This window comes from Paenibacillus lautus NBRC 15380 (assembly GCF_004000945.1).
In the GTDB taxonomy this organism is placed as follows: domain Bacteria; phylum Bacillota; class Bacilli; order Paenibacillales; family Paenibacillaceae; genus Paenibacillus_AQ; species Paenibacillus_AQ lautus.
This window is the reverse complement of the sequence record NZ_BIMF01000001.1, coordinates 240,457-266,276: the sequence shown is the minus strand read 5'-3', so window position 1 is coordinate 266,276 and position 25,820 is coordinate 240,457. Positions and strand designations below refer to the sequence as shown.

Annotated in this window: 19 protein-coding genes and 1 riboswitch; of the genes, 13 read left to right on the top strand and 6 right to left on the bottom strand. The window is 49.5% G+C overall.

Going from position 1 to position 25,820, the window contains the following annotated elements; genetic code table 11:
- The first annotated feature begins 148 nt into the window (after positions 1-148).
- A complete protein-coding gene (locus PLA01S_RS01185; RefSeq protein WP_127589681.1) occupies positions 149-1,099 on the top strand; it encodes a helix-turn-helix transcriptional regulator in 951 nt (316 codons plus the stop codon).
- A 54-nt stretch (positions 1,100-1,153) separates the two neighbouring features.
- Positions 1,154-1,657 (top strand): GyrI-like domain-containing protein, encoded by a 504-nt coding sequence (locus PLA01S_RS01180; protein WP_127589680.1) that lies wholly within the window; start codon positions 1,154-1,156, stop codon positions 1,655-1,657.
- A gap of 542 nt (positions 1,658-2,199) precedes the next feature.
- Here the strand turns inward: PLA01S_RS01180 and cpaA are convergent.
- The 5 genes from cpaA to PLA01S_RS01150 all read right to left on the bottom strand — a co-directional run bounded on the left by cpaA (position 2,200) and on the right by PLA01S_RS01150 (position 7,147).
- Positions 2,200-2,682, bottom strand: a complete 483-nt coding sequence (cpaA, locus tag PLA01S_RS01170) for a capreomycin N-acetyltransferase CpaA (protein ID WP_127589678.1) — start codon at positions 2,680-2,682, stop codon at positions 2,200-2,202.
- Positions 2,683-2,832: 150 nt separating this feature from the next.
- Complete coding sequence (locus tag PLA01S_RS01165) at positions 2,833-3,657, bottom strand: carbohydrate ABC transporter permease (protein ID WP_127589677.1); 825 nt, start codon at positions 3,655-3,657, stop codon at positions 2,833-2,835.
- A 1-nt stretch (position 3,658) separates the two neighbouring features.
- Entirely contained in the window at positions 3,659-4,612 is a 954-nt protein-coding gene (locus PLA01S_RS01160; protein WP_127589676.1) for a carbohydrate ABC transporter permease, read from the bottom strand.
- A 90-nt stretch (positions 4,613-4,702) separates the two neighbouring features.
- Positions 4,703-6,013: an ABC transporter substrate-binding protein gene (locus tag PLA01S_RS01155; protein ID WP_127589675.1), complete on the bottom strand. Its 1,311-nt coding sequence runs from the start codon at positions 6,011-6,013 to the stop codon at positions 4,703-4,705.
- Between the two features lie 201 nt (positions 6,014-6,214).
- Entirely contained in the window at positions 6,215-7,147 is a 933-nt protein-coding gene (locus PLA01S_RS01150; protein ID WP_127589674.1) for an AraC family transcriptional regulator, read from the bottom strand.
- A 183-nt stretch (positions 7,148-7,330) separates the two neighbouring features.
- On the opposite strand from PLA01S_RS01150, the gene PLA01S_RS01145 reads away from it, so the two are divergent.
- Positions 7,331-8,533 (top strand): acyltransferase family protein, encoded by a 1,203-nt coding sequence (locus tag PLA01S_RS01145; RefSeq protein WP_127589673.1) that lies wholly within the window; start codon positions 7,331-7,333, stop codon positions 8,531-8,533.
- A gap of 134 nt (positions 8,534-8,667) precedes the next feature.
- Here the strand turns inward: PLA01S_RS01145 and PLA01S_RS01140 are convergent, their stop codons facing one another.
- A complete protein-coding gene (locus PLA01S_RS01140; RefSeq protein ID WP_127589672.1) occupies positions 8,668-10,935 on the bottom strand; it encodes a helix-turn-helix domain-containing protein in 2,268 nt (755 codons plus the stop codon).
- Positions 10,936-11,298: 363 nt separating this feature from the next.
- Here PLA01S_RS01140 and PLA01S_RS01135 point away from each other — a divergent pair, with 363 nt between their 5' ends.
- From PLA01S_RS01135 to PLA01S_RS01090, 10 genes are all read left to right on the top strand, one after another.
- Positions 11,299-12,189, top strand: a complete 891-nt coding sequence (locus PLA01S_RS01135; RefSeq protein WP_243390952.1) for an ABC transporter permease — start codon at positions 11,299-11,301, stop codon at positions 12,187-12,189.
- Between the two features lie 16 nt (positions 12,190-12,205).
- Complete coding sequence (locus PLA01S_RS01130) at positions 12,206-13,087, top strand: carbohydrate ABC transporter permease (RefSeq protein WP_127589671.1); 882 nt, start codon at positions 12,206-12,208, stop codon at positions 13,085-13,087.
- 33 nt (positions 13,088-13,120) lie between these two features.
- Entirely contained in the window at positions 13,121-14,740 is a 1,620-nt protein-coding gene (locus PLA01S_RS01125; protein ID WP_127589670.1) for an extracellular solute-binding protein, read from the top strand.
- A 164-nt stretch (positions 14,741-14,904) separates the two neighbouring features.
- Positions 14,905-15,108: a hypothetical protein gene (locus PLA01S_RS01120; protein WP_127590080.1), complete on the top strand. Its 204-nt coding sequence runs from the start codon at positions 14,905-14,907 to the stop codon at positions 15,106-15,108.
- A 255-nt stretch (positions 15,109-15,363) separates the two neighbouring features.
- Positions 15,364-20,457: a choice-of-anchor I family protein gene (locus PLA01S_RS01115; RefSeq protein WP_246059268.1), complete on the top strand. Its 5,094-nt coding sequence runs from the start codon at positions 15,364-15,366 to the stop codon at positions 20,455-20,457.
- Between the two features lie 163 nt (positions 20,458-20,620).
- The gene (locus PLA01S_RS01110) at positions 20,621-20,989 is read left to right on the top strand and encodes a hypothetical protein (protein ID WP_127589668.1); all 369 of its coding nucleotides are present in this window, start codon (positions 20,621-20,623) and stop codon (positions 20,987-20,989) included.
- Positions 20,990-21,218: 229 nt separating this feature from the next.
- A riboswitch (FMN riboswitch) is annotated at positions 21,219-21,385 on the top strand.
- A 135-nt stretch (positions 21,386-21,520) separates the two neighbouring features.
- Positions 21,521-22,501 (top strand): DMT family transporter, encoded by a 981-nt coding sequence (locus PLA01S_RS01105; protein WP_127589667.1) that lies wholly within the window; start codon positions 21,521-21,523, stop codon positions 22,499-22,501.
- 205 nt (positions 22,502-22,706) lie between these two features.
- On the top strand, positions 22,707-23,249 hold the full coding sequence (locus PLA01S_RS01100; RefSeq protein ID WP_127589666.1) for a sigma-70 family RNA polymerase sigma factor: 543 nt from the start codon (positions 22,707-22,709) through the stop codon (positions 23,247-23,249).
- Between the two features lie 92 nt (positions 23,250-23,341).
- Positions 23,342-24,313, top strand: coding sequence for a hypothetical protein (locus tag PLA01S_RS01095; RefSeq protein ID WP_246059267.1), 972 nt, complete (start codon positions 23,342-23,344; stop codon positions 24,311-24,313).
- Between the two features lie 540 nt (positions 24,314-24,853).
- Positions 24,854-25,819, top strand: a complete 966-nt coding sequence (locus PLA01S_RS01090) for an ABC transporter permease (RefSeq protein WP_127589665.1) — start codon at positions 24,854-24,856, stop codon at positions 25,817-25,819.
- Position 25,820 lies beyond the last annotated feature (1 nt).

The window sequence follows — 25,820 nt, the reverse complement described above, 5'->3', positions numbered from 1 at the left end:
TTGACTTGATTGCCGTGCCTATCATTGTAGCATAACAGGCTAACGAGCATCTGAACCTGACCTAACGGTTGCATGAACACATGCCGAATCTGTTAAGCTTGAGTTAAGGAAGAACATAAGATGATCGAGAGCGAAAGGATCGCATGCAATGAAAATAGACCGGCTATTAGCCATAACCGTCCTGCTTCTGAACCGGGGGAGACTGAGCGCCAAAGAGTTGGCTGATCGGTTTGAAGTATCGAGCAAAACCATATATCGCGATATGGATACGCTATGCCAAGCCGGGATTCCGATTGTTGCACACCAGGGAATATCCGGCGGATTTGAAATTATGGAGCACTATATGATCGACAAGTACTGGCTGTCCGCTGAGGAGATGAGTGCACTGGTTACAGCCGTCAAAGGGATGAGCAGCGCACTGGATGATCAGCAGATGGGCATCCTGCTTGAGAAGGTAAAGGCGCTGCTGCATAGGGTAGAGCAGGGGCTTGACGATGAATATCGGAGGGAACCTGTGGTCATGGACTTTCAGCCTTGGGGACAGCGTCAAGGACTGAAATCCGCTGTGAGCTTGCTCAAAAAGGCTATTCAAGAAAAGCGCAGGGTCGTGATGGAGTATATCGATGCGGAGGGCAGCGCGGAGCGAAGAACCATTGAACCGGCATCCCTGATTCTGAAGGGCAATATTTGGTATGTACAAGCCTTTTGTCTCGAGCGGGAAGACCATCGCCTCTTCCGGTTGTCGCGCATGCAGGATATAACGATGCTGAGCGAGACGTATGAGCCAAGGCTATGGCCCGACGAGGAACGATTGGAATGGGATTCCTCTTGGTCGAGCGCGCTGGAGCAGGAGACGGTGCTGTTATTCGAAGCAGCCGCGCGTCAGCGGGTGGCGGATATGTTTCCGCCCGAACAAGTAACCGTCAACCCAGACGGCTCTTTACGCGTTCACGTGTTATACAAATTGGATGAGTGGTTTTACGGCATGATTCTAAGCTTTGGTGATCAGGTGCTGGTTGAGCAGCCGGGCGAAGCGGCCGAGGAAGTGAAGCGAAGAGCACAATTGATTATGCAGCGTTACGATAACCAGGACAGATAGATGTCCACGTTACCTCTTTAGAATAGAGATATATTCATTTTAAGGAGGATACATATGCGCAATCAGAATCAGAGTGAACGATTTATAGAGGTTAGACCCGCCATGTCCATTCAGGGTGTCGGCGTTCGAACGACGAATGAAGCGGAGGCAGGACCGCAAGGCAAGATACCGCAGTTATGGGACCAGTATTTCCAAAGCGGTTTGCAGGCACGGTTATCTGATAAGGATCAAGCCATATATGCTTTGTACACCGATTACGAAAGAGACGCATCCGGGGAATACACCTTGATTATCGGCAACAGGATAGAGGAAGACGTGGCTGCTGCAGCTTCTTCGGAGGAACTGCTGCAGGCGTCCGTCCCGGCAGCCAAGTACATGGTATTCCGGACAAGACGTGGCCCTTTGATGGAAATTGTCCCAGAGGTGTGGTATGAAATTTGGAGTTACTTCCAGCAATCAGCCGAAAAAAGGACGTATACGGGCGATTACGAACGCTATGACATGCGGCAGTTTGATCCTGCCCATACCATGGTGGACGTTTACATCGCTATTGAATAGCGGTTAAGAATCGGCTACAGCTCCATTGCTTGGAGTGGAAACGACTATTCCTCGGGTGATATGACCCAATCCGGGAATTCGCGATATTGGCGAATAACGAATGAGAGGGGCTGCCCCATAAGTAGGTTTGCTCACTTGACGGACAGTTCATCAGATAAAAAAATGCGTCAAATGAAGAAATGGCGGTGCTCAGGATGTTATCCTTGCGCCGCCATTTCTTGCTTTTCGGTCCATTGCCGCTTGCTTGAGCAGATTATGGGCAAGCGAAAGCCATCCGACCTCTAGGCTCACTTTACTTAGCCCGCGAAGCAGAAACGGTTTCTTTTCGTATGTCCAAAGTATATTTTCGCACAAAGTAGCGGAGAGGACGAATCGATTCCGGACAAGCGTCAGCGCTCGCCTTTGCCCCCACATTTCGTCCTTGCTCAGAACCATTCCAAGAAATGTGGGGGCAACAGCGATGGGAGGAACGATTCGTACATGGAGCGTCCTCTAACAGCAAGAAGGGGGCCTCCCGCAAGATCTAAGATCTTTTGGGTTCACTATACCGAGACCGGCATCTTGACCATCGTTATGAACGTAGTACCGCCATGATCGAACGATGTTACTTCCGAGAAGCCCAACTGGGTATACAAGCGTATGGCTCGTTCGTTGAATTTGGCAACGGTCAGCCGAAACGATGTGCGATTGTGAATTTCAGCGATGGATGACAGCACGAACGAGAGGAACTCTTTTCCCCGGCCTTGTCCGGTCGATTCCGGGTTCATGCCAAGTCCGAAATCCACCAGATCCTCGTCATATGCACCTAACGGGATCGCAATCGGAATTTGGGCAGATGAGCCTGTACAGCAAAAGCCGAAGAGCTGCCCTTCCTCGTCCAGTATGGCGTAATACGAGCACTCAAGGAGTTCTTTCCGAAACTCCTCATCCGGCTCGCTGTTGTAGAAGTCATAGGGAGGTTCATAGTTCCATTCCATAATTTGATCGGCGAACGATTCGGTCATGGTCGTGATACGAAGAGGCATGATTCTCATCCTTTGGTTTGTTGATATTGGTTTCTTCCATATCCCTTTATTTCGATTTGGAAACGTAAAAAACCTTCTCTTCCGTGTTCATAGCCGGTCAGCAGGACCGAGCCACTATGGAAGAGAAGGCATTCATTCCGAAGGTCCAGCTTATTTAAACCCAGTCAACGCCGATCCCGATTTCATGAAATATTTCTGTCCGAAGAAATAGATCAGGATCATGGGAATCGCCATGATGGTGGAAGCCGCCATCAGTTTCTCCCACTGCGCCCCGTGGTCCTGCTGAAAGCTTTGCAGGCCAACGGTGATGGTCCATTTTGCCGAATCGTTCAAATAAATGAGCGGTCCCATGAAATCCACGTACGACCATACAAAAGAAAATAGAGCGACGGTGGCCAGAGCCGGCTTCAGAATCGGCATGATGATCTTGACATAAATTCGCAGCTCCGAAGCCCCATCAATTTTGGCAGCCTCGGACAACTCGGTCGGTACGCCAAGCAGGAACTGCCGAAGCAAAAAGATGAAGAACGGTGCTCCGAAGAATGCGCCGATGGTCAGCGGCATGATCGTATTCACCCAGCCGAGCTTGGTGAAGATGATGTACTGCGGGATCATCTGCACTTGAGCTGGCAGAATCATGGTCGCCACCACGATGGTAAAGATAATGTTTCGGCCCCTCCAAGGAATGCGGGAAATCGAGTAGGCTACCAGTGGTGCAGAGAATAGCTGACCGATGATATTCACCATACAAATCAGAAACGTGTTCATCATATAGCGTGTAAACGGAATGGCTTGAAGAGCTTCTTTGTAATTCGACCATTGGAACGTTTCAGGCAGGATACTCGGCGGAAACATGAGTATCTCTTCCGGCGTCTTCAACGAGGTCATCACCAGCCATACGAATGGAAACAGAAAGATCACAGCGAATAGAAGAAGGACCAAATGCGGTATGATCACTCGCAGCCTGACAACCATATTAATCACCTCCGTAATAGACCCAGCGGCCTGACGTTTTTAACAGGATGAACGTAATCAGCAACACAATGATAAACAGAATCCAGGCGAGCGCCGAGGCATAACCCATCTTTAGAAAGACAAAGGCTTCCTGGTACAAATTGACCGCGTAGAACAGAAGCGATTGCTCCGGCCCGCCCAAAGAGCCGCTTCCGTCCACCTTACCGCCAGCCAAGATGTAAGATTCCGTAAAGATTTGAAAGGCACCGATCAACCCCATGATGAGCTGAAAAAGAATGATGGGGGACAGGGCAGGAACCGTGATCTTCCAGAACCGGTACCACCAGTTCGCTCCGTCGACTTGAGCCGCTTCATAATATTGTCTCGGCACGCCCTGAAGAGCGGCGAGAAAGATTAATGCGCCTGCACCCGAGCCCCACAGGCTCATCAGAATAAGTGACGGTTTCGTATAACGGGGATCCAGCAGCCACGCCGGGTCCGTTAAACCGAGAGTGCGAAGTGCCATGTTAACCAAACCGAAGTCGGGGTTCAGCATCCATGTCCACAACAGAGCGCTTGCGACGATCGGTATGACCGACGGAAGATAGAAGATCGTGCGGTAATAATTGATCCCCTTCACTTTGAAATTGAGCATCACGGCAATCAGCAAAGAGACGGCCAGCGTGATCGGCACAGATATGAACGCCATGAAAAAGGTGTTGCCGAGCGACTTATAGAAGCGGTCATCCGCAAAGATCTGCTCGTAATTCTGTAGCCCCACCCATTTGGGAGGGCTGAATAAATCGTATTCGGTCAGACTCAGGTAGAGCGAACCGAAGAACGGATAGACCGTAAAAGCGAGAAAGCCGATAATCCAAGGAGAGGCGAACGCCAGGCCAAGATATACATAATGACGCTCCTTCCTGGACCAGCCTGATACGGGTTTCTGTTGATTCGCTGCTGTAGAGACTCTCATCTTCGCGCTTCTCCTTCCGTTTTAAGTTTTTAGTATGCAGCCCTGTCCGATACATCGCTGTATTGGACGGAGCCTGCTTCGAATCAGTCATCATTTCACCAGCGGCTGAATCTTGGCCTTCACCTTGTTCAAGCCTTCCTCCATGCTGACGGTGCCGCGGAGAATCGCGTCATATTGTGCGCTGAATTCCGTCATGTACTCGTTCGCGTAGGAAGAAGCCGGGAAGGACTTCAGGTTTTCGCTTGCCGAGTAGTCCAGAAATTCCTTGAACCCTGGCACATCCTCATAGAGTGGATTGGAGAAGGCGGAGTTTCTCGTCGGGAGATTCCCGAGGGCAGCCGTGAATTCGGCCATTTGCTCCGGCTCGGTCATCCATTTGATGAACTTCCAGGAAGCGTCCGGGTTTTTGACGCCCTTCGGAATATAGAATACGCTGGTAGACACATTTCCGGAGTTTTTCAATTCCGGGTTGTTCTCATCATAAGGAATCGGCGCAATGCCATAATTCAGATCAGGCGAGTATTGTTTGATGAAGGTGGGCAGCCACTCTCCGTCAATCGTCATCGCATACTTGCCCGAGAAGAACGGATTCTGTGCCGACATGTATTGGCCGAGCCCGGATGAGAATCGGTCCAGATTATCGGAACCGTATTGATCCCAGATTTCCTTCGATAGCTTAATGGCCGATTGGATCCCCGGATGGTCCGGCGTCACCTGCTGAGTTGCTTCATCATAAAACGATCCGTTAAAGGCATAGCTGAACGTATACGCATCCATTCCGGGCCACAATCCGAGCCGCTGGAGGCGCCCGCCATCCTCCACGATGCTCAGCTTCTTGATATATTCTTTTAGCTCGCTTATCGTTTCCGGTGGACCGTCATAGCCGGCTTCCTGCAAAATATCCTTGTTGTAGAACAGCATGGACACGTGCATGGCCGTCGGGATCGCATACGTCTTGCCTTCATGCTGGGAAGAGCTTAAGGCAGCGGGCACGAAGTCCTTAAGATCCACGCCGTCCTCCGCTATATAATCATCAAGCGGCATCATGGCGCCGCGCAGTCCCCACGGCACGACATTTTGTCCGAATTGGGATGCGATGTCCGGAGGATTGCCCCCCGTAATCGCGGTAAGCTGTTTCTGATAGTCGCTTTGGGATAGACCCTTTACTTGAATGTCGGGATTGGCCGAGTTCCACTTGGCAATCAATCGTTCCAGCGCTTCCGCTTCCGGTCCGGTCCAGCCGTACCAGAAGTCGAGCGTTACGGCATCCTGCGCAGGCGGATTTTCGGATGGCTTGTCACCATCACTGCCAGATTGTGGCGGATTGCCGCCTGTGCATCCTGTTACGATAGAGATCAATAGAATAAGGCTCCAGATCAAAGATTTCTTCTTCCTCTTCATTCCTCTTCCTCCCCTTGAGCATTCGTGTACATTCGTGTAACGCAATCGAAGTTCTATCAATTTCCCTCCCCAAAACAGTTGACTAAACAACCGGCCCTGATCCAGTTATTTGTAAGAATTATGGATATCGTAGCATGTAAAAATATCATTTCATTTCACTATCGTGTTCAAAAATAGGATTATCGTATGGTAATGAACGTTCTATTTGATCGCTTGTTTACGAAAGTCGGTGGGAGAGATGCCCGTGTACTTTTTAAAGATTCTGCAGAAGTAGGAGAGTTCATTAAAACCGGTGGAGTAGCAAACATCCGTTACGGATAACTCCGGCTGCTTCAGCATCATCATGGCTTGCAGAATCCGCAGGTCCGTGAGATACCGGTTGAACGTTTTGCCTGTCCATTCTTTGAAGAGGATGCAGAACGTGGACCTTGATAAATTCGATAGGGTGCATAGATCATTCAGATTCATATCTTCCTGGTAGTGGTTATGGATGTGATCAACGACTCTGGTCATGATTCCCCGGTATTTCTCGGATTTCTCGAATCCTTCCCGGAGCAGTTCACCGTTGACCTGCCGTACCAGAATCGAGAGGAGGACAAGCAGCTTCGCTTTGAGCGAGATTTGAAAAAAAGGGGTTCGTCTCTCGTATTCGATCAGCATGTCCTTCAAGACATTCTGGACCGTTACGTCGGTAACGCTGTCCAGCGTTATTTTGGACTGGGCGTTCATTTCCTGGCGCAGAAAGTATTCCAGAAACCCCACATCGAAAAAAGCATGATCTGCTGGCATTTCCTGAAATCTCTCGTTCACGAAAGCTGGCATAAATTCGCATCCGTAAATCTCGATGTCCTCATCGGGTGAAATGCTGACGCTGTGCAAGGTAAACGGTGGTATAACAAAAATATCGCCCTTGGAGATCTCGTACGCCTGTTGATTAACGGAATGTTGGAATGTTCCTTTCGCCACATACCAAATCTGAAAATAATCATGACAATGCGTCCATAAGCTCTGTTGATAGGTCAATTTATACATTTTGCACGGAAGACCTTCCAACATTTCCATCTTTGAGTTAAAATAAACGACACCTGATCCAGTTAGTTCTTCAATATCAACCTGACTCCAATAAATACTCAATGTTTTACCCTCCCCTATTGAATTCCTTCAGATTAAGAAAACGCTTTCATCTCATGAGTCAGCCATTTTCTTAAAGATGATTATCCCTGAAAAACGAATCGTGTACAGCATTCCTCTTCCTGCCCTGTGAAAATATGTTTCGCATTCGCAAACATCCTATTTCTAGGGGAACGTGGGGTTGTTATGAAAATTGTATATTTGGATGGCTTGAGAGGTTTAGCTGCCTTGATTGTGGTCGTATCTCATTTTTTTCAGGTGTTTGCACCGTCGGTTTTTGAGGGGAGGAAGGAGATCGAGCATTTCGCTTTTGAGGAGATTGCTGCGCGCACACCGTTCAATCTGCTGTTTAACGGCAACTTCTCTGTCTGTCTGTTTTTTGTGTTAAGCGGATATGTGCTCAGCTATCGATTTTTTCAAACCGGAGACAGGCTCATCATTTATTCGTCTGCCATTCGCCGCTATTTTCGTTTGGCCGTACCCGCCTTGGTCTCCGTCTTCCTTGCTTATCTGATCATCGTGTTGGATCTCGGAGCCTACGACAAAATACGTGGAATGACGTTATCTTCGATGCCTGATCCGTTTATGGCTGACGCCAATCTGCTAATCATGCTGAAGGAAAGCTTGGTTCATACCTTTTTTACGTATGGATCGCAATACAATCCCGTGCTCTGGACGATGACATACGAGCTGTTTGGATCATTTCTGATTTTTGTTTTTCTAGTAACTTGTGGACGTCATGGAATTCGTTATGCCGTTTATGCCATCCTCATCTGCGTATTCATCGATTCCTATTACTTGGGATTTATATTGGGGATGTTGTTAAGCGATTTAAAGAATAGCGGGAGGGACCGGCTGGCTTATATCCGTCGGCCCTGGATTCATATCCTGCTTCTCTGTATCGGTATTTACACAGGCTCCTATCCCTATGTCGCACCGCAAGGAACGATATATTCGCTTCTTCAATGGAGGGCTTCCGATTTCGACTTCTTTGTGTTCCATCATGTTATCGGATCATTCCTGATCCTGTGGGTCCTGTTGAATTCGAACCGAATGCAGTCGATATTCAGCCGCAGGTTTTTTGCTTATTTGGGAAAAGTCTCTTTTTCGTTGTACCTTGTGCACTTTACCGTTATTTGTTCACTTGGGAGCTTTATATTTCTGTATCTCAATCAATTCCTGAACTATGGGTTGAATGTACTGTTTACAACCATCATTACGTTCTTGGTTATCGCTGTTATTGCCCATGGGTTCTACAGGTTCGTGGATGCCCGGATTCTGCTCGGTTTGTCCCGGTGGAACAAGCGGCTGTTCTCTGCTGAGAAATTAAGGGAACATCGGGGACATAGTGGACAAGTACAAACGGAAAAGACAATGAAGGCTGATTAGAGCGAAACAGATCCGTTTACCGTCAGCCTGTGAGCGGAAAATATAACGAAAAAACCTTCTCTTCCGCCTGGAGGGCCGGGGATATGCCCGGGCCTTCCAGGAAAGAGAAGGTTTTCTTATGTCACAGCCGCAATTCATGATCCGCTCGCATGGGTCTGCACCACATGCTGCCGGCGGTACGCGCCCGGCGTCATGCCAGTGGCCTTCTTAAACGTCCGGTTGAAGGAGGTGATGTTGAGATACCCGACGCGTTGGCTGATCTCATTGACGGTTAAGTCCGTGCACGCCAGTAGTTCCTTCGCTTTGTTCATACGGATGCCGAGCAGATGTTCACTGAAGTTAAGACCGGTCTTCTCCTTGATATAGACGGAGAGGTAGGCACTCGACAGGTTTAGCTTGGCTGACAGATAGTCGAGAGACAGATCATCGGCATACTGGTTATGGATAATGTTCATGAACATGGCGATGAGCGGCTCTTCGCCGGTATCCTTTTTCTTGCGAATGAGGGCGCAGGAGGCTTCAACGAGCTGACGAAATACCCCTTGGTAATCAGATAAACAATGGCATTCTGTCAATCTTGCGCTCCATTGCTTCAAGGATTGGACGGAAGTTTTATCAACCTGGGCCATCTCCATATAACTTAGAATCTTGGAAGCGACCGAATCGGCAAAGAAACGAAATTGCGCAATGCCCGCCTCCTTACGCTGCATCGCTTCTAGCGCCTGGTCGATGATCTGCAGGGAGCGGCTGTCGCTGCCGGATTGCAGCGCGTCTAGCAGTCCTTTTTCCTGTGACGGGCTCAGGTTGACGGTGGTTGGAAGCACCCGCTGCTTGGTCACCACCTGTGATTCCTCCATGAGTTGTGCCTGCGCGGTCAGTCCTTTGACTTGATGGTAGGCTTGATTGAATTCGGACGAATGGCTCACCTGGGAACTGACTGCGATGGTGACAAGGAACAATTCCTTTTCTTCATTTAACATGTCCTTGATTTCCAGCAGCAGTTCCTCCAGGCGGGCAGCCTCCTCCCGTTTGAAGATGGATACGATCTCATTTTTTTCGATCTGAAACGTATGAGATCCCGGATAGCGTTCAGCCGTGATCAGATGAATATGCTCCAGCATATGGCGGACAGCCTGATCGGTCTCGAGGGGGAGCTCATAAACCGGATTCATCCGGAAACGGATGTGATACAGAACCACGATGAAACTTCCGTCATCCGACAGGAAATCCTCCCACTCGCTAATATCGGTATTGATGCTCTTCAGCTGACTGATATAAGAGTAACTGGTTAGAACGGATTTATGCTTGTTCATGCGATCCCGTATTTCTTCCTTTTCCCTGAACAGCTCCTGGATCCGGTTCTGAATCAGATCGTATTCCGTGATGCTTCCGGGTTCCGGCATCGATGAACTGCTGGCTCTGTTCAGAACGGTGGTTAGAATCTGCTTCACCGGCTTGTGCAATCTGCGGCTTAGGAAATAAGAAGCGGCGAGAGCCACGCCAAGCGACAGGCAGAAGATGAGCAGCAAACCGCCGGTTAACCGGCTCAACTGAGCAGAGACATGGCTATAAGGTACGGCCGAGACATAAGCCAGTCCGTCGGATCCGGTTTCCGCAAAATAGTAGGTTCCATCCTTCAGCACCGCTTTTTGTCCAGCTTCAAACGTCGGAAGCTGATCTTGATTAATGGAGTTCGATGCGTACAATACTTTTCCTTCAGCGTTCAGAATCGCCAGGGCACGATCGTCCGACTCGCCGAAGAAGGATTGAGCGGCCTTATCGATATCAATGAGAGCAATGATCTCATAGCGGCTGTTCGGTTGTTTATAGATATAGGGCATCAGTTTTTTCTCGGACCAATCGTTGTTTATCCGGTAGGTTGCTGCAGGGAGAAGTTTGAAGGATTCATGATGGTCGGTATAGTTTTTCCAGAATGTATAGGGATACTCAGCGCTCATGTAGGATCGGCCCAACATATAGGAAGCATCGCCGCTTCCGGATTTGCTGAGGACAAAATCAAACTCCCGAAGATAAATCAGGGTGTCCTCCAGAAAGAATAGCGGATTATAGATATCGCTCCGCATCTGCATCATCACTTCACGGGCTTTCAAATAATTCACTTCGTTTCCGGCCTGATGGCGAAGCTGATTATTGAAGCCGATTAATTCGGATTGATTGTAGATATCGAACATCAGCACCTGAAGCCTGCTGAATTGATTGGTGAACCGTTCTGCCGTATCGTGAACCGCCTGCTGGCTTGTGTCGATGATTTCTTTTTGCAGGCTGGTCTTAAAAAGCTGGAAGATGACCGTATAGAAAAATCCGAATAACACGATGATGGCTAGAAAGCTCAGAAAAATCTTAAAGAATACACTGCGGCTTTTATGTCTGATCCAATTCACAGCCTTCCCCCCTTTGTATTTTTCTGACGTCCAAGGTTTCACAACATTATATAGGACAAGTGTTAAGGATTGTGCCCGATTCGTGTTAATCGTTCGTAAAAAATGGATAGTCAATATTTTAGATTTTAAGCATTGCTTTAGGAAAATGCCGCTTTTGCCCATCCATCCAATGAAAGGCGAGACATCATTAAAATGGTCAATACCCCTTATGCGTTCGGGTCGTTTATGATGCAGACGTGGACCTTGGGACACACGAAGACGCATAGAACGAAAGAGAGGGGATTGCCGATTTTGCAACGTCAGCTAAGCAATGTGGAAGCGCATTCAAAAATTCAAAAGAAAAGTGTCTGGCGGAGATCAATGATGCAGATGCGCAGAAACTGGCAGCTATACGCTTTATTTGCACCAGTTCTGTTATACTTCATTGTATTTCATTATGTACCCATGTATGGCGTCCAAATTGCATTTAAGGATTTTATGGCTAACAAGGGGATCGTGGATAGCCCATGGGTGGGCTTCAAACATTTTGAGCGCTTTTTTGACAGCTTTTATTTTTGGCGCATTATTAAAAATACGATGGGTATCGGGTTATATGAGTTGGCGGTCGGATTTCCGATTCCGATTATTCTGGCCTTGATGATCAATGAAGCCAGATCGGGCCGGTTTCGCCGATTCGTACAAACGGTAACTTATGCACCTCATTTCTTGTCCACGGTCGTCGTCGTTGGCATGATCATGATGTTCCTGTCGCCGGTCAGCGGCCTAGTCAATTACATTATCACCTCCTTCGGCGGAGAGCCGATTGCATTCATGACGGAGCCCTCCTGGTTCAAGAGCATTTATGTGTGGTCTGGCGTGTGGCAGGGCATGGGCTGGAGCTCCATTATCTATTTGGCGGCGCTCGCCGGGATCGATCCGCAGCTGCATGAGGCGGCCAAGGTGGATGGTGCGGGCTGGCTCCGGCGAATCTGGCATATTAATCTGCCGGGGATCGCGCCCACGATGACGATTCTGCTCATTCTGAACATCGGTTCCGTTCTTGGCGTCGGCTTCGAGAAGATCTTCCTGATGCAAAATTCACTTAATATGGAAGCGTCCGACGTCATCGCCACGAACGTATACCGGAGCGGTATATTGGGTGCCCAGTACAGCTTTTCGGCTGCGGTCGGCCTGTTTAACTCCATCGTTAACTTTATCATGCTGATTACCGTAAACCGGATTGCCCGAAAAGTCAGCGAGAACAGCCTATGGTAAGGAGGAATGATGGCATATGCCGCAAAGCCGCAGTGAACGAATAGCCGGAGTATTTATTTACATTATACTATCTTTTATTACGCTCCTTGTACTGTATCCTTTATTTTTTGTTCTGATTGCTTCCATCAGCGCTCCGGAAACGGTGATGCGGGGGGAAGTATGGTTATGGCCGAAGGAATTGTCGTTTGTCGGTTACGAACGATTATTTGCCAATTCGGATATCATGCGGGGTTTCCTGAACACGCTGCTCTATACCACGACGGGAACAGCGCTGAATGTGCTGATGACGATCGCAGCTGCTTATCCGCTTTCCAGAGCCGATTTCAACGGTCGCGGCATTTTCACGGCGATTATTGTATTCACCATGTTCTTCAGCGGGGGGATGATCCCCAATTACTTGCTGGTAAAGGAACTGGGGATGCTGGATACGATTTGGGCCATCATTATCCCTTCGGCCGTATCAGTGTGGAACATCATCATCATGCGGACCTTCTTTCAAAGCTCCATTCCGAAGGAGATGCAGGAGGCGGCGTTTATTGACGGAGCTTCCAACATGCGGGTGCTTTGGCGCATTGTCCTGCCGTTATCCGGTCCGATACTGGCCGTGATGGTGCTGTTCTACGCCGTGGGCCACTGGAACTCGTATTTTAGTGCGCTGATCTATTTGTCAGACCGTGCGAATTATCCGATGCAGCTGTTCCTGCGTGAAATTTTGGTTCAGGGACAAATGCAGGAGATGGTGGATATCAGTGATGATTCACTGGCACGAAGTCTAATGGATGCGGAGGCGATCAAATATGCGGCGGTCATTGTGACGAATCTGCCGATGCTGCTGTTGTATCCGTTCCTGCAAAAGTATTTTGTGAAGGGTGTTATGATTGGTGCAATTAAAGGTTGATTACGGATATTTCATGAGGAGGAAATGAAATTTATGGCGATGAGAAAATGGGCTTCACTTACATTGGCAGCCGTGCTGGCAGCCGGATTGCTGGCAGGCTGTGGTAGTAAAAGCGGGGAAGGTGCAACGGATAAGGGGGAAACACCTCAGGCTAATTTTAACGAAACCGGGATGCCGATTGTGAACGAGCCCCTCAACCTGACATTCTTCACGGGCAAGTCGCCATCGAACGGAAGCAAATTCGAGGAAACCCTCGTATGGAAAACCTATCAAGAGATGTCGAATGTGAATGTAACATGGAACCTCATTCCATTCGATACACTGACCGAGAAACGGAACCTGGCGCTTGCAGGCGGTGATTATCCGGATGTATTCTACTCGGCAAGGGTTAGCTCCGCAGAATTGACCCGCTATGGCGGGCAAGGGGTATTTATACCGCTGAACGATCTGATCGATCAATATGCACCGAATTTCAAAAAAATGATGGAACAGTACCCGGATATTCGAAAAGGACTGACGATGCCGGACGGCAATATTTATTCCCTGCCTTCTTTCTACGATCCTGAGCTGCTCTCCATGTTGATTGGTACACCAATATGGATTAATCAGGAATGGCTGGATCAACTCGGGATGAAAGAACCGCAGACGACCGAAGAATTCTATGCGTATTTGAAGGCCGTCAAGGAAACCGATCTGAACGGTAACGGACAGCATGATGAGATTCCATTCGCTTCAACAGGCATTACCGGGATCATCGATCACTTGAAGGGCTCTTGGGGACTTGGTACAAGTGGACTTGGCCATAAATTGGTGGACATAGATCCGGACACAGGGAAACTGCGCTTCACAAAGGCTTTGCCGGAGTACAAAGAAATGCTGCAGTTCGTGAACAAGCTGCATCAGGAAGGACTGCTCGATAAAGAAATCTTCACGATTGAAGGCGGAGCATTGAATGCGAAAGGGCAGGAGGGCCTGCTCGGTTCCACAATTGTGCCGAATCCGGAGATGGTGATGGGACGCAAAGAATACATCGGGCTAGGGGCGCTTAAGGGACCGCACGGAGATCAGCTCTATTCTCACGTCAAAGTGCCGATGGTTCACGTGGGTGCATTTGCGATTACCGATAAGAACCCGAATCCGGAAGCCACGATCCGCTGGATGGATTATTTCTACGGGGATGAGGGAGCCCAGTTCTATTTCATGGGTAAAGAAGGCGAGACTTATACGAAAAACGCTGACGGTCAACTCGAATATGTGAAAGAGATTACGGAGAATCCAAACGGATTAACGCAGGATCAGGCGTTGGCCAAGAATTTCACTTGGCTCGGGGGCAGCTATCCGGGCTTTGTGCGGGAGCAATGGTTCAAAGCCTCGGAGACACGCCCTAACGCAATGGCCGCTGCCGAAAAAGCAAAGCCGTATGCTGTAAAAGAGATTCTTTACAATTTTAACTTTACATTGGAAGAGACGGACGTCATGTCCTCGATCGGTAAAGATATTGAGGATTACGTTAAGGAAATGGAAGCTAAATTTGTTAACGGCTCTGCTCCATTCAGCCAATGGGAAGAGTATGTCAATACACTCAACAAGATGGGACTGGACCGATACATGGAGGTTTACCAGGCTGCATATGAGCGCTATCAGGCGGAGTAAACGAAAGATATATAAATCCAAGGCGCGATTCGGGGAGATTCCCGGATCGCGTTTTTTCGCTCAAATAATTGGTGAAATATGCCAAATGGGGTGATATGATCAAATTACGGTAACAGAACTGAAGGAATATCCAATAATAGGAGGGCGAAGTCAGCCGCGTGAGAATGGTATTCATGGTTATAGGTCTGTTCAAAGGCTGGGCTCATTGGTTGTTGAAACCGAGGCGGAGATATACTTCCAATAACAAGGTTGAATGGATGGTTGAGCGGTTGATTCAGGGCTTTTTGATCATGTGGGCCATCCTGTTCATACGTTGGGTTATTTTGATCACCATAGCAACGATGAGGCATTTTGGAATCATTGATTAAAGGCGATGAGGATGCTGTTACTTGTTCTGATAAGTGGAGTATCCCAATACATATGAAGGTGATTTCAAGGTTGGCCGGCAGCTAGGATACAGCTGCCGCTTACAGAAGCCCGGCATGGCTGTCGCGGCTTTTTTGCTGTTTAGCGTCCCTTTTTACACAAACCGCGAGCTTTATTGAGGATGCGTTAACACTTCTTCCTTACACTTGAAATTAAATAAGGATAGAAGAGGGGATATGGAGTTGAAGCATAAAAGCATGAAAGTAGTCTCGCTGTTGATGGCGGCGGAAATCACGATGGCCTCCCTATTTTCGGCAGGCACCGTGATGGCTGAAGAGGGACAGGAGATACTTCAGACGGCCAGCATGGAGACAGCATCACAAGATACAGCTATCGCTGCCGTTGATTTCGGCATTACCGATAAGATCCTTCCGGATGCACATACAGAAGAAGCATATACAGTAACCGTTGATGTGTATGGCGGTCAAGCACCGTATACCTTCTCGGCGACGGGATTACCGGCAGGCTTGGACATTACGTCCGATACAGGATCTATTACGGGCACGCCTGCTGCTGGACAAGAGGGCGAATATACGGTTGAGGTAACGGTACAAGATAGTGCAGCCGTACCTGCAACGGCTCAGTCGCTTGTGAAATTGCAAGTATTGGGGAAACGCCCTGATCCGGTGGCTGACAAGCTGGCCATGAAAACGATCGGACATTATTCCGTAGGTACCTCCAATAAGGATGGCGGCGTTGCGGAAATTGTAAAATACAACAAAGATAACGGGAAGCTCTATCTAGTCAATGGTTCAACCCAGCCGGCAAGTCTCGAAATCGTGTCACTTGGCGCTGACGGCAGCTTGCTGAAGGACAAGCAGATCAATGTGGAAGACTTGGCAAGCACGGGCGGTTTTCTGTATGGGGACCTGACCAGCGTGGATATCAACACCAAGACGAAGCAGGTTGTGGTCGCTGTGCAGGAGCAGGATCATGCCAAAGCCGGCAAGGTTCTGGTACTCGACTATGACGGCGGCTTGATCAGATCTTATGAAACCGGCATCCAGCCGGATATGGTCAAGTATACTTCCGATGGCCGTTATATCCTGACAGCGGATGAAGGCGAGCCTCGTACGGAGACCGCTCCTGATCCGGAAGGAAGCATTACGATTATCGACACCTTATCAGGCGAAGTTAGTCAACTGAAGTTTGATGACCCGTCGATCATTGACGATCAGGTACATATTCGCGGACTTGTGGAAGCGGACGGGCAAATTCGCAGCACCGGAATCAAGGACGATGCGATTCGTGATCTGGAGCCCGAATACATCGCGTTATCGGAGGACGAGCTGACAGCGTACGTGGCCCTGCAGGAAAACAATGCGATAGCCGTGGTCGATATCGCCTCGAAGCAGATTCAATCGGTCCGGGGACTCGGATATAAGGATTTCAATCAACCGGAAAATCAGCTCGATTTGCTGAAGGATGGAGAAATCAAGTTTGAGAACGTTCCTTTTTACGGAATGTATATGCCGGACGGAATTGCGACCTACAGCGTGAACGGGCAGCAGTATATCCTGTCCGCGAACGAAGGGGACGCTACCGGCTGGGATGACCGAAGCAATGAAAGCGACATCGGCAAAATGAAATCCAATCTGGATCCATCGTCGCCGGCAGCCCAATTCCTAGCGGGCAAAGGGACAACCTATGACAAGGTTGAAGTTGCGAGCGATATGGGCAATGAAGGGCTGTATCTATATGGGGGACGTTCATTCTCCATCTGGAATGCAGCGAATTTGTCCCAGATGTACGACAGCGGCAGTGATTTTGAGAAGATTACGGCGGAGCGCTTGCCGAATCATTTCAATGCAAGCAATGACAAAACCGATCTGGACAGCCGCAGCGCCAAGAAAGGCCCGGAGCCGGAATATGTTGCCGTGGGTAAGGTCGGACAGAAGACGCTGGCTTTTGTCGGACTGGAGCGCATTGGCGGCGTCATGACGTATGATGTAACGAATCCATCCGACCCTACGTTTCTGAACTACATCAATACACGGGATTTTAACGGCGGGATTGAGTCGGATTCCGGGCCGGAGGGATTGGACTTTATTCCGGCTGCGGACAGCAAGACAGGAAGACCGCTGCTGCTGGTCGCTAATGAGGTCAGTGGAACGGTGGCGCTGCTGGAGCTCCAGGTGACCAAAATTACGGTGGATAAGCCATCGCTCACGTTGAAAACGGGCGGGTCCCCGGAACCATTGCAAGCAAGCGTTGAGCCCGCTCAGGGCGGCTCGGCCGAGCTGGCTTGGTGTTCCTCCGACGAAACGGTAGCCGCCGTGGACCAGAACGGCCTGGTTACGCCGGTATCCGCAGGTGAAGCCGTGATCACCGTCCTGAGCAAGGATGGCTATGGTTCAGCGGAAGTATCGGTTAACGTAACGGATGATTCGCCGGAAGGAGAGCAATGGAAATTAACGGTTATGCATACCAACGATACGCATGCGCATCTGGCCGAAGTGGCCAGAAGGGCTGCACTGGTTCAGGAGATCCGCAGCGAAGGCGGAAACAGCCTGCTGCTGGATGCAGGGGACGTCTTCTCCGGCGATCTGTATTTCACCAAATGGTTTGGGCTGGCTGATCTGGCCTTCATGAATTATATGGGTTATGACGCGATGACGTTCGGTAATCATGAATTCGATCAAGGCACCAAGACGCTTGCTGATTTCGTCAGTAAGGCGCAATTCCCGCTCGTCAGTGCGAACGTGGATCTTAGCCGCGATGCTAACATTTCGCACCTGGTCCGTAAGCCGGCGGTTATCGATACCGATCAGCCAAAGACGACGGCAAATAGCGGGGTTTATCCTTACGTCACGCTTCTGGTGGACGGTCAAAAGGTCGGGGTATTCGGATTAACGACCGAAGATACCGCGGAAACCTCCAGCCCGGGTAAAGACGTGGTCTTCCGTGATGCGGTGACCTCGGCCCAGGCTGCCGTTGAGGCGATGGAGAAGGAGGGGCTTGACAAGATCATCGCCCTGTCCCACCTGGGGTACGCCAAAGATCTCGCGCTGGCTGAAGCTGTTGAAGGCATCGACCTCATTGTTGGAGGTCATACCCACACAACGCTCAATGCACCGGAAGTGGTGACGGACGGTCAGCATCATACCCCTACCGTTATCGTTCAAGCGAATGAATGGGGCAAGTTCCTGGGCCGGGTAGACCTGCAGTTTGACAAAAACGGCGTTGTCCTCGTCGGGGAAGGCGAACTTGTCGGCAAGCTGATTCCGGTAGATAATACGGTCATGGAAGATACGCAGGCCAAAGATATGCTGGCTCCTTACAAAGCGGAATTGGAAGAACTGATGAAGCAGGTTATCGGTACTGCAGGAGTGGCGCTTGATGGAAAACGCGAGAATGTCCGCTCCAAGGAGACAAACCTGGGCAATCTTATTGCGGATGGCATGCTGGCAAAAGCCAAAGAGCTGAAAAACGCCGATATTGCTCTCACCAATGGAGGAGGTATTCGCGCCGCGATTGATGAGGGCGAAATCACGATGGGTGAACTGCGTACGGTGATGCCTTTCGGAAATACGCTGTTTGTCATGGACGTCACAGGACAGCAGCTGAAAGACGGACTGGAAAACGGAATTAGCGGTGCCAAATTGGCGGATCTGCCAGGAAAATTCCCGCAAATCGCCGGGATGAAATTTAAATGGGATCCAAGCGCTCCGGCAGGCGATAAAGTGTTTGATGTACAGATTATGAAGGATGGAAGCTACAAACCTTTGGTATTGACCGAATCGTACCGGATGGCAACAAACAGCTTTGTGGCCAAGGGCGGGGACGGATATAAATCCTTTGCCGAAGCGATTGCCGAAGGAAAGTACAACGAGGATCTGGGTTACCCGGATTATGAAATCTTCATGGAGTATGTGAACAAGCTGGGCGGTAAGGTTACGCCTAAGGTCGAGGGGCGAATTACGGAGCAGAAGAAACCGGCGAATCCGGGCGACGGCTCCTCACCGGGACCAGGTTCAGGATCAGGCGGTTCGGGAGGCGGTTCTGTAACACCGCCGGTATCTCAGCCTACCCCTCCTTCCTCAGGCGGAGAAACATCATTGCCAAACGTAATGACAGGCAAGGATCTGATTATAAACGCTGCAGGCGGAGCTGTGGACCAAATTACGGTGAAGGAAGAGGCATGGCAGAAGGCAGTTGCCGGATTGTCTGCGAACGGGCAGCAGGAACTGATTATTCGGGCTCCGGAGTTGAACCGTGCCGCCGAGCTATCCCTTTCGGCAGCAGGTCTGAAGCAGGCCATGGAGCGGAATTCGAATGCGATCCTGGTGCTGGAGACTGCACTTGGTGCTTTCCGTCTTCCGATAACGGCTCTACATTTGGATGAGGCTTTGGAGCCGGCACAGGGCTCCAGCAGCATCCAAGTGAAAATATCCATGACCCCGGTTGGCAGCAGGGTGGTGGATGCTATGACAAGTAAGGCAGCTTCCATGGGTGCCTCGATGGCAGCGAATGGAGCGCTTCAGTTTGGCGTAGCGCTTGGAGCATCAGGTGCAGAGCAAGAACTGAAGGATTTCGGGAAGCGTGTCATCAGCCGTATCCTGCCGCTGCCGGCAGGGACAGCTCCGAATTCGGTCACGGCTGTAATCTATGACGCAGAAGCGGGAACCTTCCGATTTGTACCGGCTGCCGCGACGACATGGAACGGTAAACCGGCCATCGAAGTGAAGCATGCCGGAAACGCCATTTATGCACTCCTGCAGTACAAGAAAACCTTTACGGATCTGAACGGCCACTGGGAGAAAGCGGAAATTGAATCCATGGCCTCCAAGCTGCTCGTGAACGGAGTCAACGCTAACTCGTATGCACCGGGCAAGGTGATCACACGCGCCGAGTTTACGGCTATGCTGGTCCGCGCAATGGGACTTAGTCCAATCATCGAGAGCGGAGCATTCAAGGATGTCCAGGATGACGCCGCGTATGCCGGCGAGATCGGCGCAGCGTCGCGTTACGGCTTAGTCGAGGGCGGCACCGGCGGTGACTTCTCGCCAAATGCTGGCATGACCCGGGCAGAAATGGCTGTGATGATCACCCGTGCTATGGAGGCGGTAAGTCCGACAGACCTGCCGAATCAGGGTGCAAATGCCGCTACCGGATTCAAGGATCAGGCATCCATCCCAGCCTGGGCGGCTCCCCATGTAGCCAGTCTTACTGAGCAAGGCATCGTGCAGGGCGACAATCATGGTAATTTCGGAGCACTCGATTCGGTTACCCGCGCCCAAGCGGCACTTGTTCTGAAACGTACTTTGGCTGCATTGAAGTTTATGAACTAAGCGAAACAGGAATCCATTAGAAGTAAAAGACCGTCCTTAAGGTTGCTAAAACCTTAAGGGCGTTTTTTATACCAATGTAAATGGCGAGCGATTAAAGCGAAGTGCTCTGGTACCCGATAATATCAGTAAGTGATAGAATAACGATTGAGAAGGATGTGAGTTCATGCGCATTGAGTCTGCATATACATACTGGAGTCCTGTGAAACGGTTGAACGCTGAATCAGCCCAAGGAGGATTTGACCAGCTGCTCCAGAAGAGCAAGAAGGAAGAAGAGGGCAAGGGAAAGCTGATAACCGTAAGGGAAGGCGGTTATTTGCGTCAGTATATGGTTCGGCCGGATGGAAGCAAAATGTTATTAAGCGAGACGAAACAGTACAAGAGTGAATCCGCCGCCAGTTCATCAAACCTATCGTTGTCGTTGCCTCGGGCAGGCGGAATGGGCCTTAACACCAAGGACGCCCTCGATCTGCTCTGCCTTCAAGCTGGGGTGGTCGGTACCCGTTCCATCTACAAGGTATTTGATATAACCTGAAATGAAATGGCAAAAAAACATACTGGTAACAAATTGATACTTTCTGTATATTTCTCAGTAAGTCTTAGTTGAACGTGAGATTTTTCATTGTATTCCAGTCTAATTTCAATTATTTTGAAAATAGATGTATTTACATGAAAGGATTCATGCTATAATTTCAATACATCAACTAAGCTTATAGGAATTATCGGTTAATCAGAATATTGCATGACAAAAATAAAACATGAATATGGATCTTCGGGGTAAGGTGAAATTCCTAACCGGCGGTGATGGTTCGTTCCGGCGTGAACGAAACTCAGCCCGCGACTCGCTGCATTCTGGCACGAACAAGTATGCAGCGACTGACTTGGTGCAAATCCAAGGCCGACGGTAAAGTCCGGATGGGAGAAGATCAAAGATGAGTTTGCCATGGATGCGAAATTTTCCATTTGGGCGCAGGCTTATTTGATCAGCCCCCGTAACGTCGACATATGTCGATGACGGGGGCTTTCTGCTAGTAAGACCTCCGTATTCAAGACAGGAGAGGGCAAGATGGGTAATATGAATACTGGAGTCAAGGTGAAACCCTTTGGTTCCGACGCACAGGCAAGTCGACGTTTTAAAGGAGGGTTTTGGCTCGTCGTTTTGGGAGCCGCCCTGTGGGGCGTAGACCCGTTATTCCGGGTCATTCTGCTCAAAAATCTGACTTCGGCTCAGATCGTTTTGCTAGAACATATCATTATTTCTCTGATCGCAATCCCTGTATTGTGGAAGAACCGCGAGGAACTAAAAGGCCTTGGCTGGAATCATGTCGGCGCGCTGCTGTTTATATCCTGGGGCGGCTCGGCATTGGCTACCGTATTGTTTACGATGGGGCTGTCGAGCGGCAATCTGAATGCCGTCCTGCTGCTTCAGAAGCTGCAGCCGCTGTTTGCCATCATTCTGGCCAGCTTGCTTCTGAAAGAGAAGCTTCCGCGCCATTTCGGGATTCTGCTCATCATCGCTTTGGCGGGCACGTATTTACTGACCTTCGGTTTAACCTTGCCGATTGGCCATTGGAACGAGTTTATTCAAGTTGGCAGCCTCTTGTCCTTAGGCGCAGCAGCGCTGTGGGGCGGTTCAACCGTCATGGGGCGCCTGATGGTAGGCAAACTAAAATACGAGACGGTAACCTCACTGCGTTTCGTGCTGGCACTGCCGCTCCTGATCGTCATTACATGGAGCGAGGGGGCAACATGGAATATGCCAGCCTGGAATACGGGGGCATTTGCCTTGGTATCGCTGAACCTGATCGGCCAGGCATTGCTGCCGGGTCTCCTGAGCCTGCTGGTTTATTATAAAGGATTAACCACGACCAAAGCCTCTGTGGCAACACTTGCGGAATTGAGTTTCCCCATGGTAGGCGTGCTCATCAACTGGATTGTATTCCAGCAAATCGTGACAGGCCCTCAGCTTCTGGGATTCCTGCTGATCTGGATTGTGCTGTTTATCATATCCAGACAGCAATCCGAGGCTACTCCACAATTGCAATAATTTCATTAGTGCTTGCAGAAAAGCCGATCCGAATTGGATCGGCTTTTTTTGTCCTTACAAAGTTATTCCAATGGGCCAGCCTGGCGAAAGGATCATTTTTAAGAAAGATGTGTAGGGTTTTCGAAATTATAGGTGTCTTATATAGTAGCGCCTGATCTATGGCTTGGTTCAACCAGAGGAGACGGTTATTAAGGGGGGAGGATCCATGGAGGATTGGACATTGCTGGATGGGCTTGCGAGGAAAGATCCGCGATGTTTTGAAGCATTGGTTGACCAGTATTCACGCTACATAGCCGCGGTGGTCTCTAAGGTGGCAGGCGGGCGGTTTAATTCCTACGATGTGGAGGAAGTAGCCGGTGATGTCCTCGTTAAGCTGTGGACAGACGGGCACAAAATCATCCTGCGCGGAGATCGTCTCAAGCCTTATCTGGCCATATCCGGGCGTAATCATACCTTGAATGCCTTACGAAAAAGACAGCGGGTCATTGAATCCGAATTGGAGGATGATGCCGTTTCTTGTCTCTCTGCGGAGGCATTGGCTATTCTCCGTCAGGAGAAGGAAACGATAAGCGGCATGGTGCAGGGGATGGGCGAACCGGATCGTGAAATCTTCATCCGCAGGTACTTCTATTTGGAGAAAGTCCGCGATATTGCATGCAGGCTGAATATGCAGGAGAAAGCCGTCACCGCCCGAATCCGCCGGGCAAGGGACAGACTGCGCATTCATTATGAAACCGAGAACCCGTAGGATTTTCTATATGGACCGTGTCTATAGGAATGAAGCTTCAAATCGATAGCGAAAGGGGATGGATGCAAGTGAAGCGGCAAATTGTAGATATCATGGCCAATATCGACAATCAGGAGCTTGAGGATCTCCTCCTTACGGAGGAAGAGGAACGCGAGTTGACGCAGAAGATCGATATGGATCGAATCAAGAGCAATGCGATGAGCAAGATTCAAGAGGAGGAACCTAGGGTGTATAAAAACAGGAAAGTGAAAAAATATAAAGCCAGTATCGTTATCGCTGCCGCGATGATCATGATACTTAGCACGACGGCTTTTGCGAGCCAATATATGGATAGCTTGAAGCAGTTCTTCGGTCAATCCGCGTCCATCGCGGAAGATGAACGATCACCTATACAAGGGACGGATACTGTGTCCGGGGTGACCATGAATGTTGAAGAAGGAGTTTATGTCGGCAACAGCGGTTATTTGGTGGTCAGCTTCACGAAAGAGGATGGTACGCCATTCCCCGCGGGTGTTTCGATACCCGGACTTGAATTGAAAATGGAACATGATGTGAGTTATATGGTGGGACAGCAGCTTCTTGACGATAACAAAAAGCTTGTCGGCGTATTTGAGTTGGATGCGGCGAATGATCTCGACGGGCTAAAAGCACGGATCACAGCCGATCAAATCACAGCGGCGGACGACACCCAAGCTGTTGAAGGGACATGGGATGTTCAATTCACCATTTCTCCTGGCAAGCAAAGAGAGCAGAGTCTGAATCTGGCGATCGATGAGATTGAGGAGGCACTATCTCTCAGCACCATTAGTGTTACTTCCATCGGTGTGGCTATCGAAGGCAAGCGTACCGACGGTGAGCTTGATAAACTACCGGAATATACGCCGGAGGTTAAGGTCATCGCCGCGGACGGATCCGAAATGATGCTTCGTATTAGTTCGACCAGTACTACAAAGAGCGGGTTCCAGTGGCTGTATAATCTGGACAGCAAGAATAACCTCGTGTTTCTGGGAGATATGGACATCAAAAGCATCAGCATTGACGGCAACGTGACGGAGCTGAAGTAAATATAGAGGTGGCAGGGGGAAACCTCAAGGGGCAGAAGCGAAGACTTCTGCCCTTTATGCATGATGAATACCTCTGCAGGAAAGGAATCCGAAAGCCGTGAGAGCAGTAGGCCAAAGCCTGAATGCGCTCACGGCTTTTTTTGAGGCTTGGGATCGGAATTTTATAAATGAGAGAAAAATGTATTGAAATTGTGGAAAACGTCCATTAAAATAAAACCAACTACCATACTAGTTATACTAGTATGGTGAAATAAGATTCTCTACATAGGTGAGAGAAGCAGCTGGATCGCTTTGTCAGTCTAACGTTCAAGCTACGGGAGTCTATTTTTTAAACGAGCATTGTAAGCGCTTAATATTGGAGGGGGGATTAATAGAAGGGGGGACATTACCCTGCCGTAACGGTTACAGCCTGCTTATAGCCACAATAAATGAAAGCGATTTCCTGGGATTATTGAATGAAAGTGGATCATGAAACACGGCCGTATTCCAAGAATGAAGAGGTATGAGAAGAGGCCATACCGATTGGAGTGAATAACGTCGATGGAGCCAAAAGTTGCAAATCATTCCTTGCCAGCCGTGAAAGCGGCCAAGAAACCACCCAAACTTAAAACCGTTGCTGTCCTCGTCCGGAAGGATTGGCAGCTGTATTCCCTATTGATATTACCGGTGATGTACCTGCTCATTTTTAAATACGGACCGATGATTGGCAACGTGATTGCTTTCAGGAGATTTATGCCTGGAGGCAGTATCTATGGGGAGAAATGGGTAGGAGTGCATTATTTCAACATGTTTATCCATGACCCTGCGTTCTGGAATGTGTTCAAGAACACCCTGCTGCTCGGTGCGTTATCCCTGCTCTTTACGTTCCCGGTCCCCATCATCTTTGCACTGCTGCTGAATGAGGTGAAGAGCAAGCGATTCAAGAAATTCGTCCAGACGGCTTCTTATCTCCCGCACTTTCTGTCTATCGTTATCGTTGCCGGGATGATCCTGCAATTAACGTCGGTCAATGGCTCCGTTAACTCGCTGCTGGAGTTCTTTAACGGAGAGCGAATCAATTTCATGCAGCGGGCCGAGTGGTTCCGGACGATTTATATCTCTTCGGAAATCTGGCAGGGCATGGGCTGGGGCGCGATTCTGTATCTGGCCGCCTTAACGACGATTGATGAATCCCTGTACGAGGCGGCTAGGATTGACGGGGCCAACCGCTGGAAGCAAACGCTCTTTGTCACGATTCCGGGCATCCTCCCGACAATTGTGACGCTGCTGATTCTGAATATGGGAGCGTTCCTGGCGGTAGGGTTCGAGAAAATATTGCTGCTGTACAATCCGGTCATCTATGAGACGGCCGACGTCATCTCGACTTACTTGTACCGGGTCGGTCTCGTATCCAACAACTTCAGTTATGCCACTGCCATCGGACTGTTCGAGTCCGTGATCGGACTTATTTTGGTCTTCTCCGTGAATGCGATCTCGCGAAGACTGACGGATCGAAGCTTATGGTAAG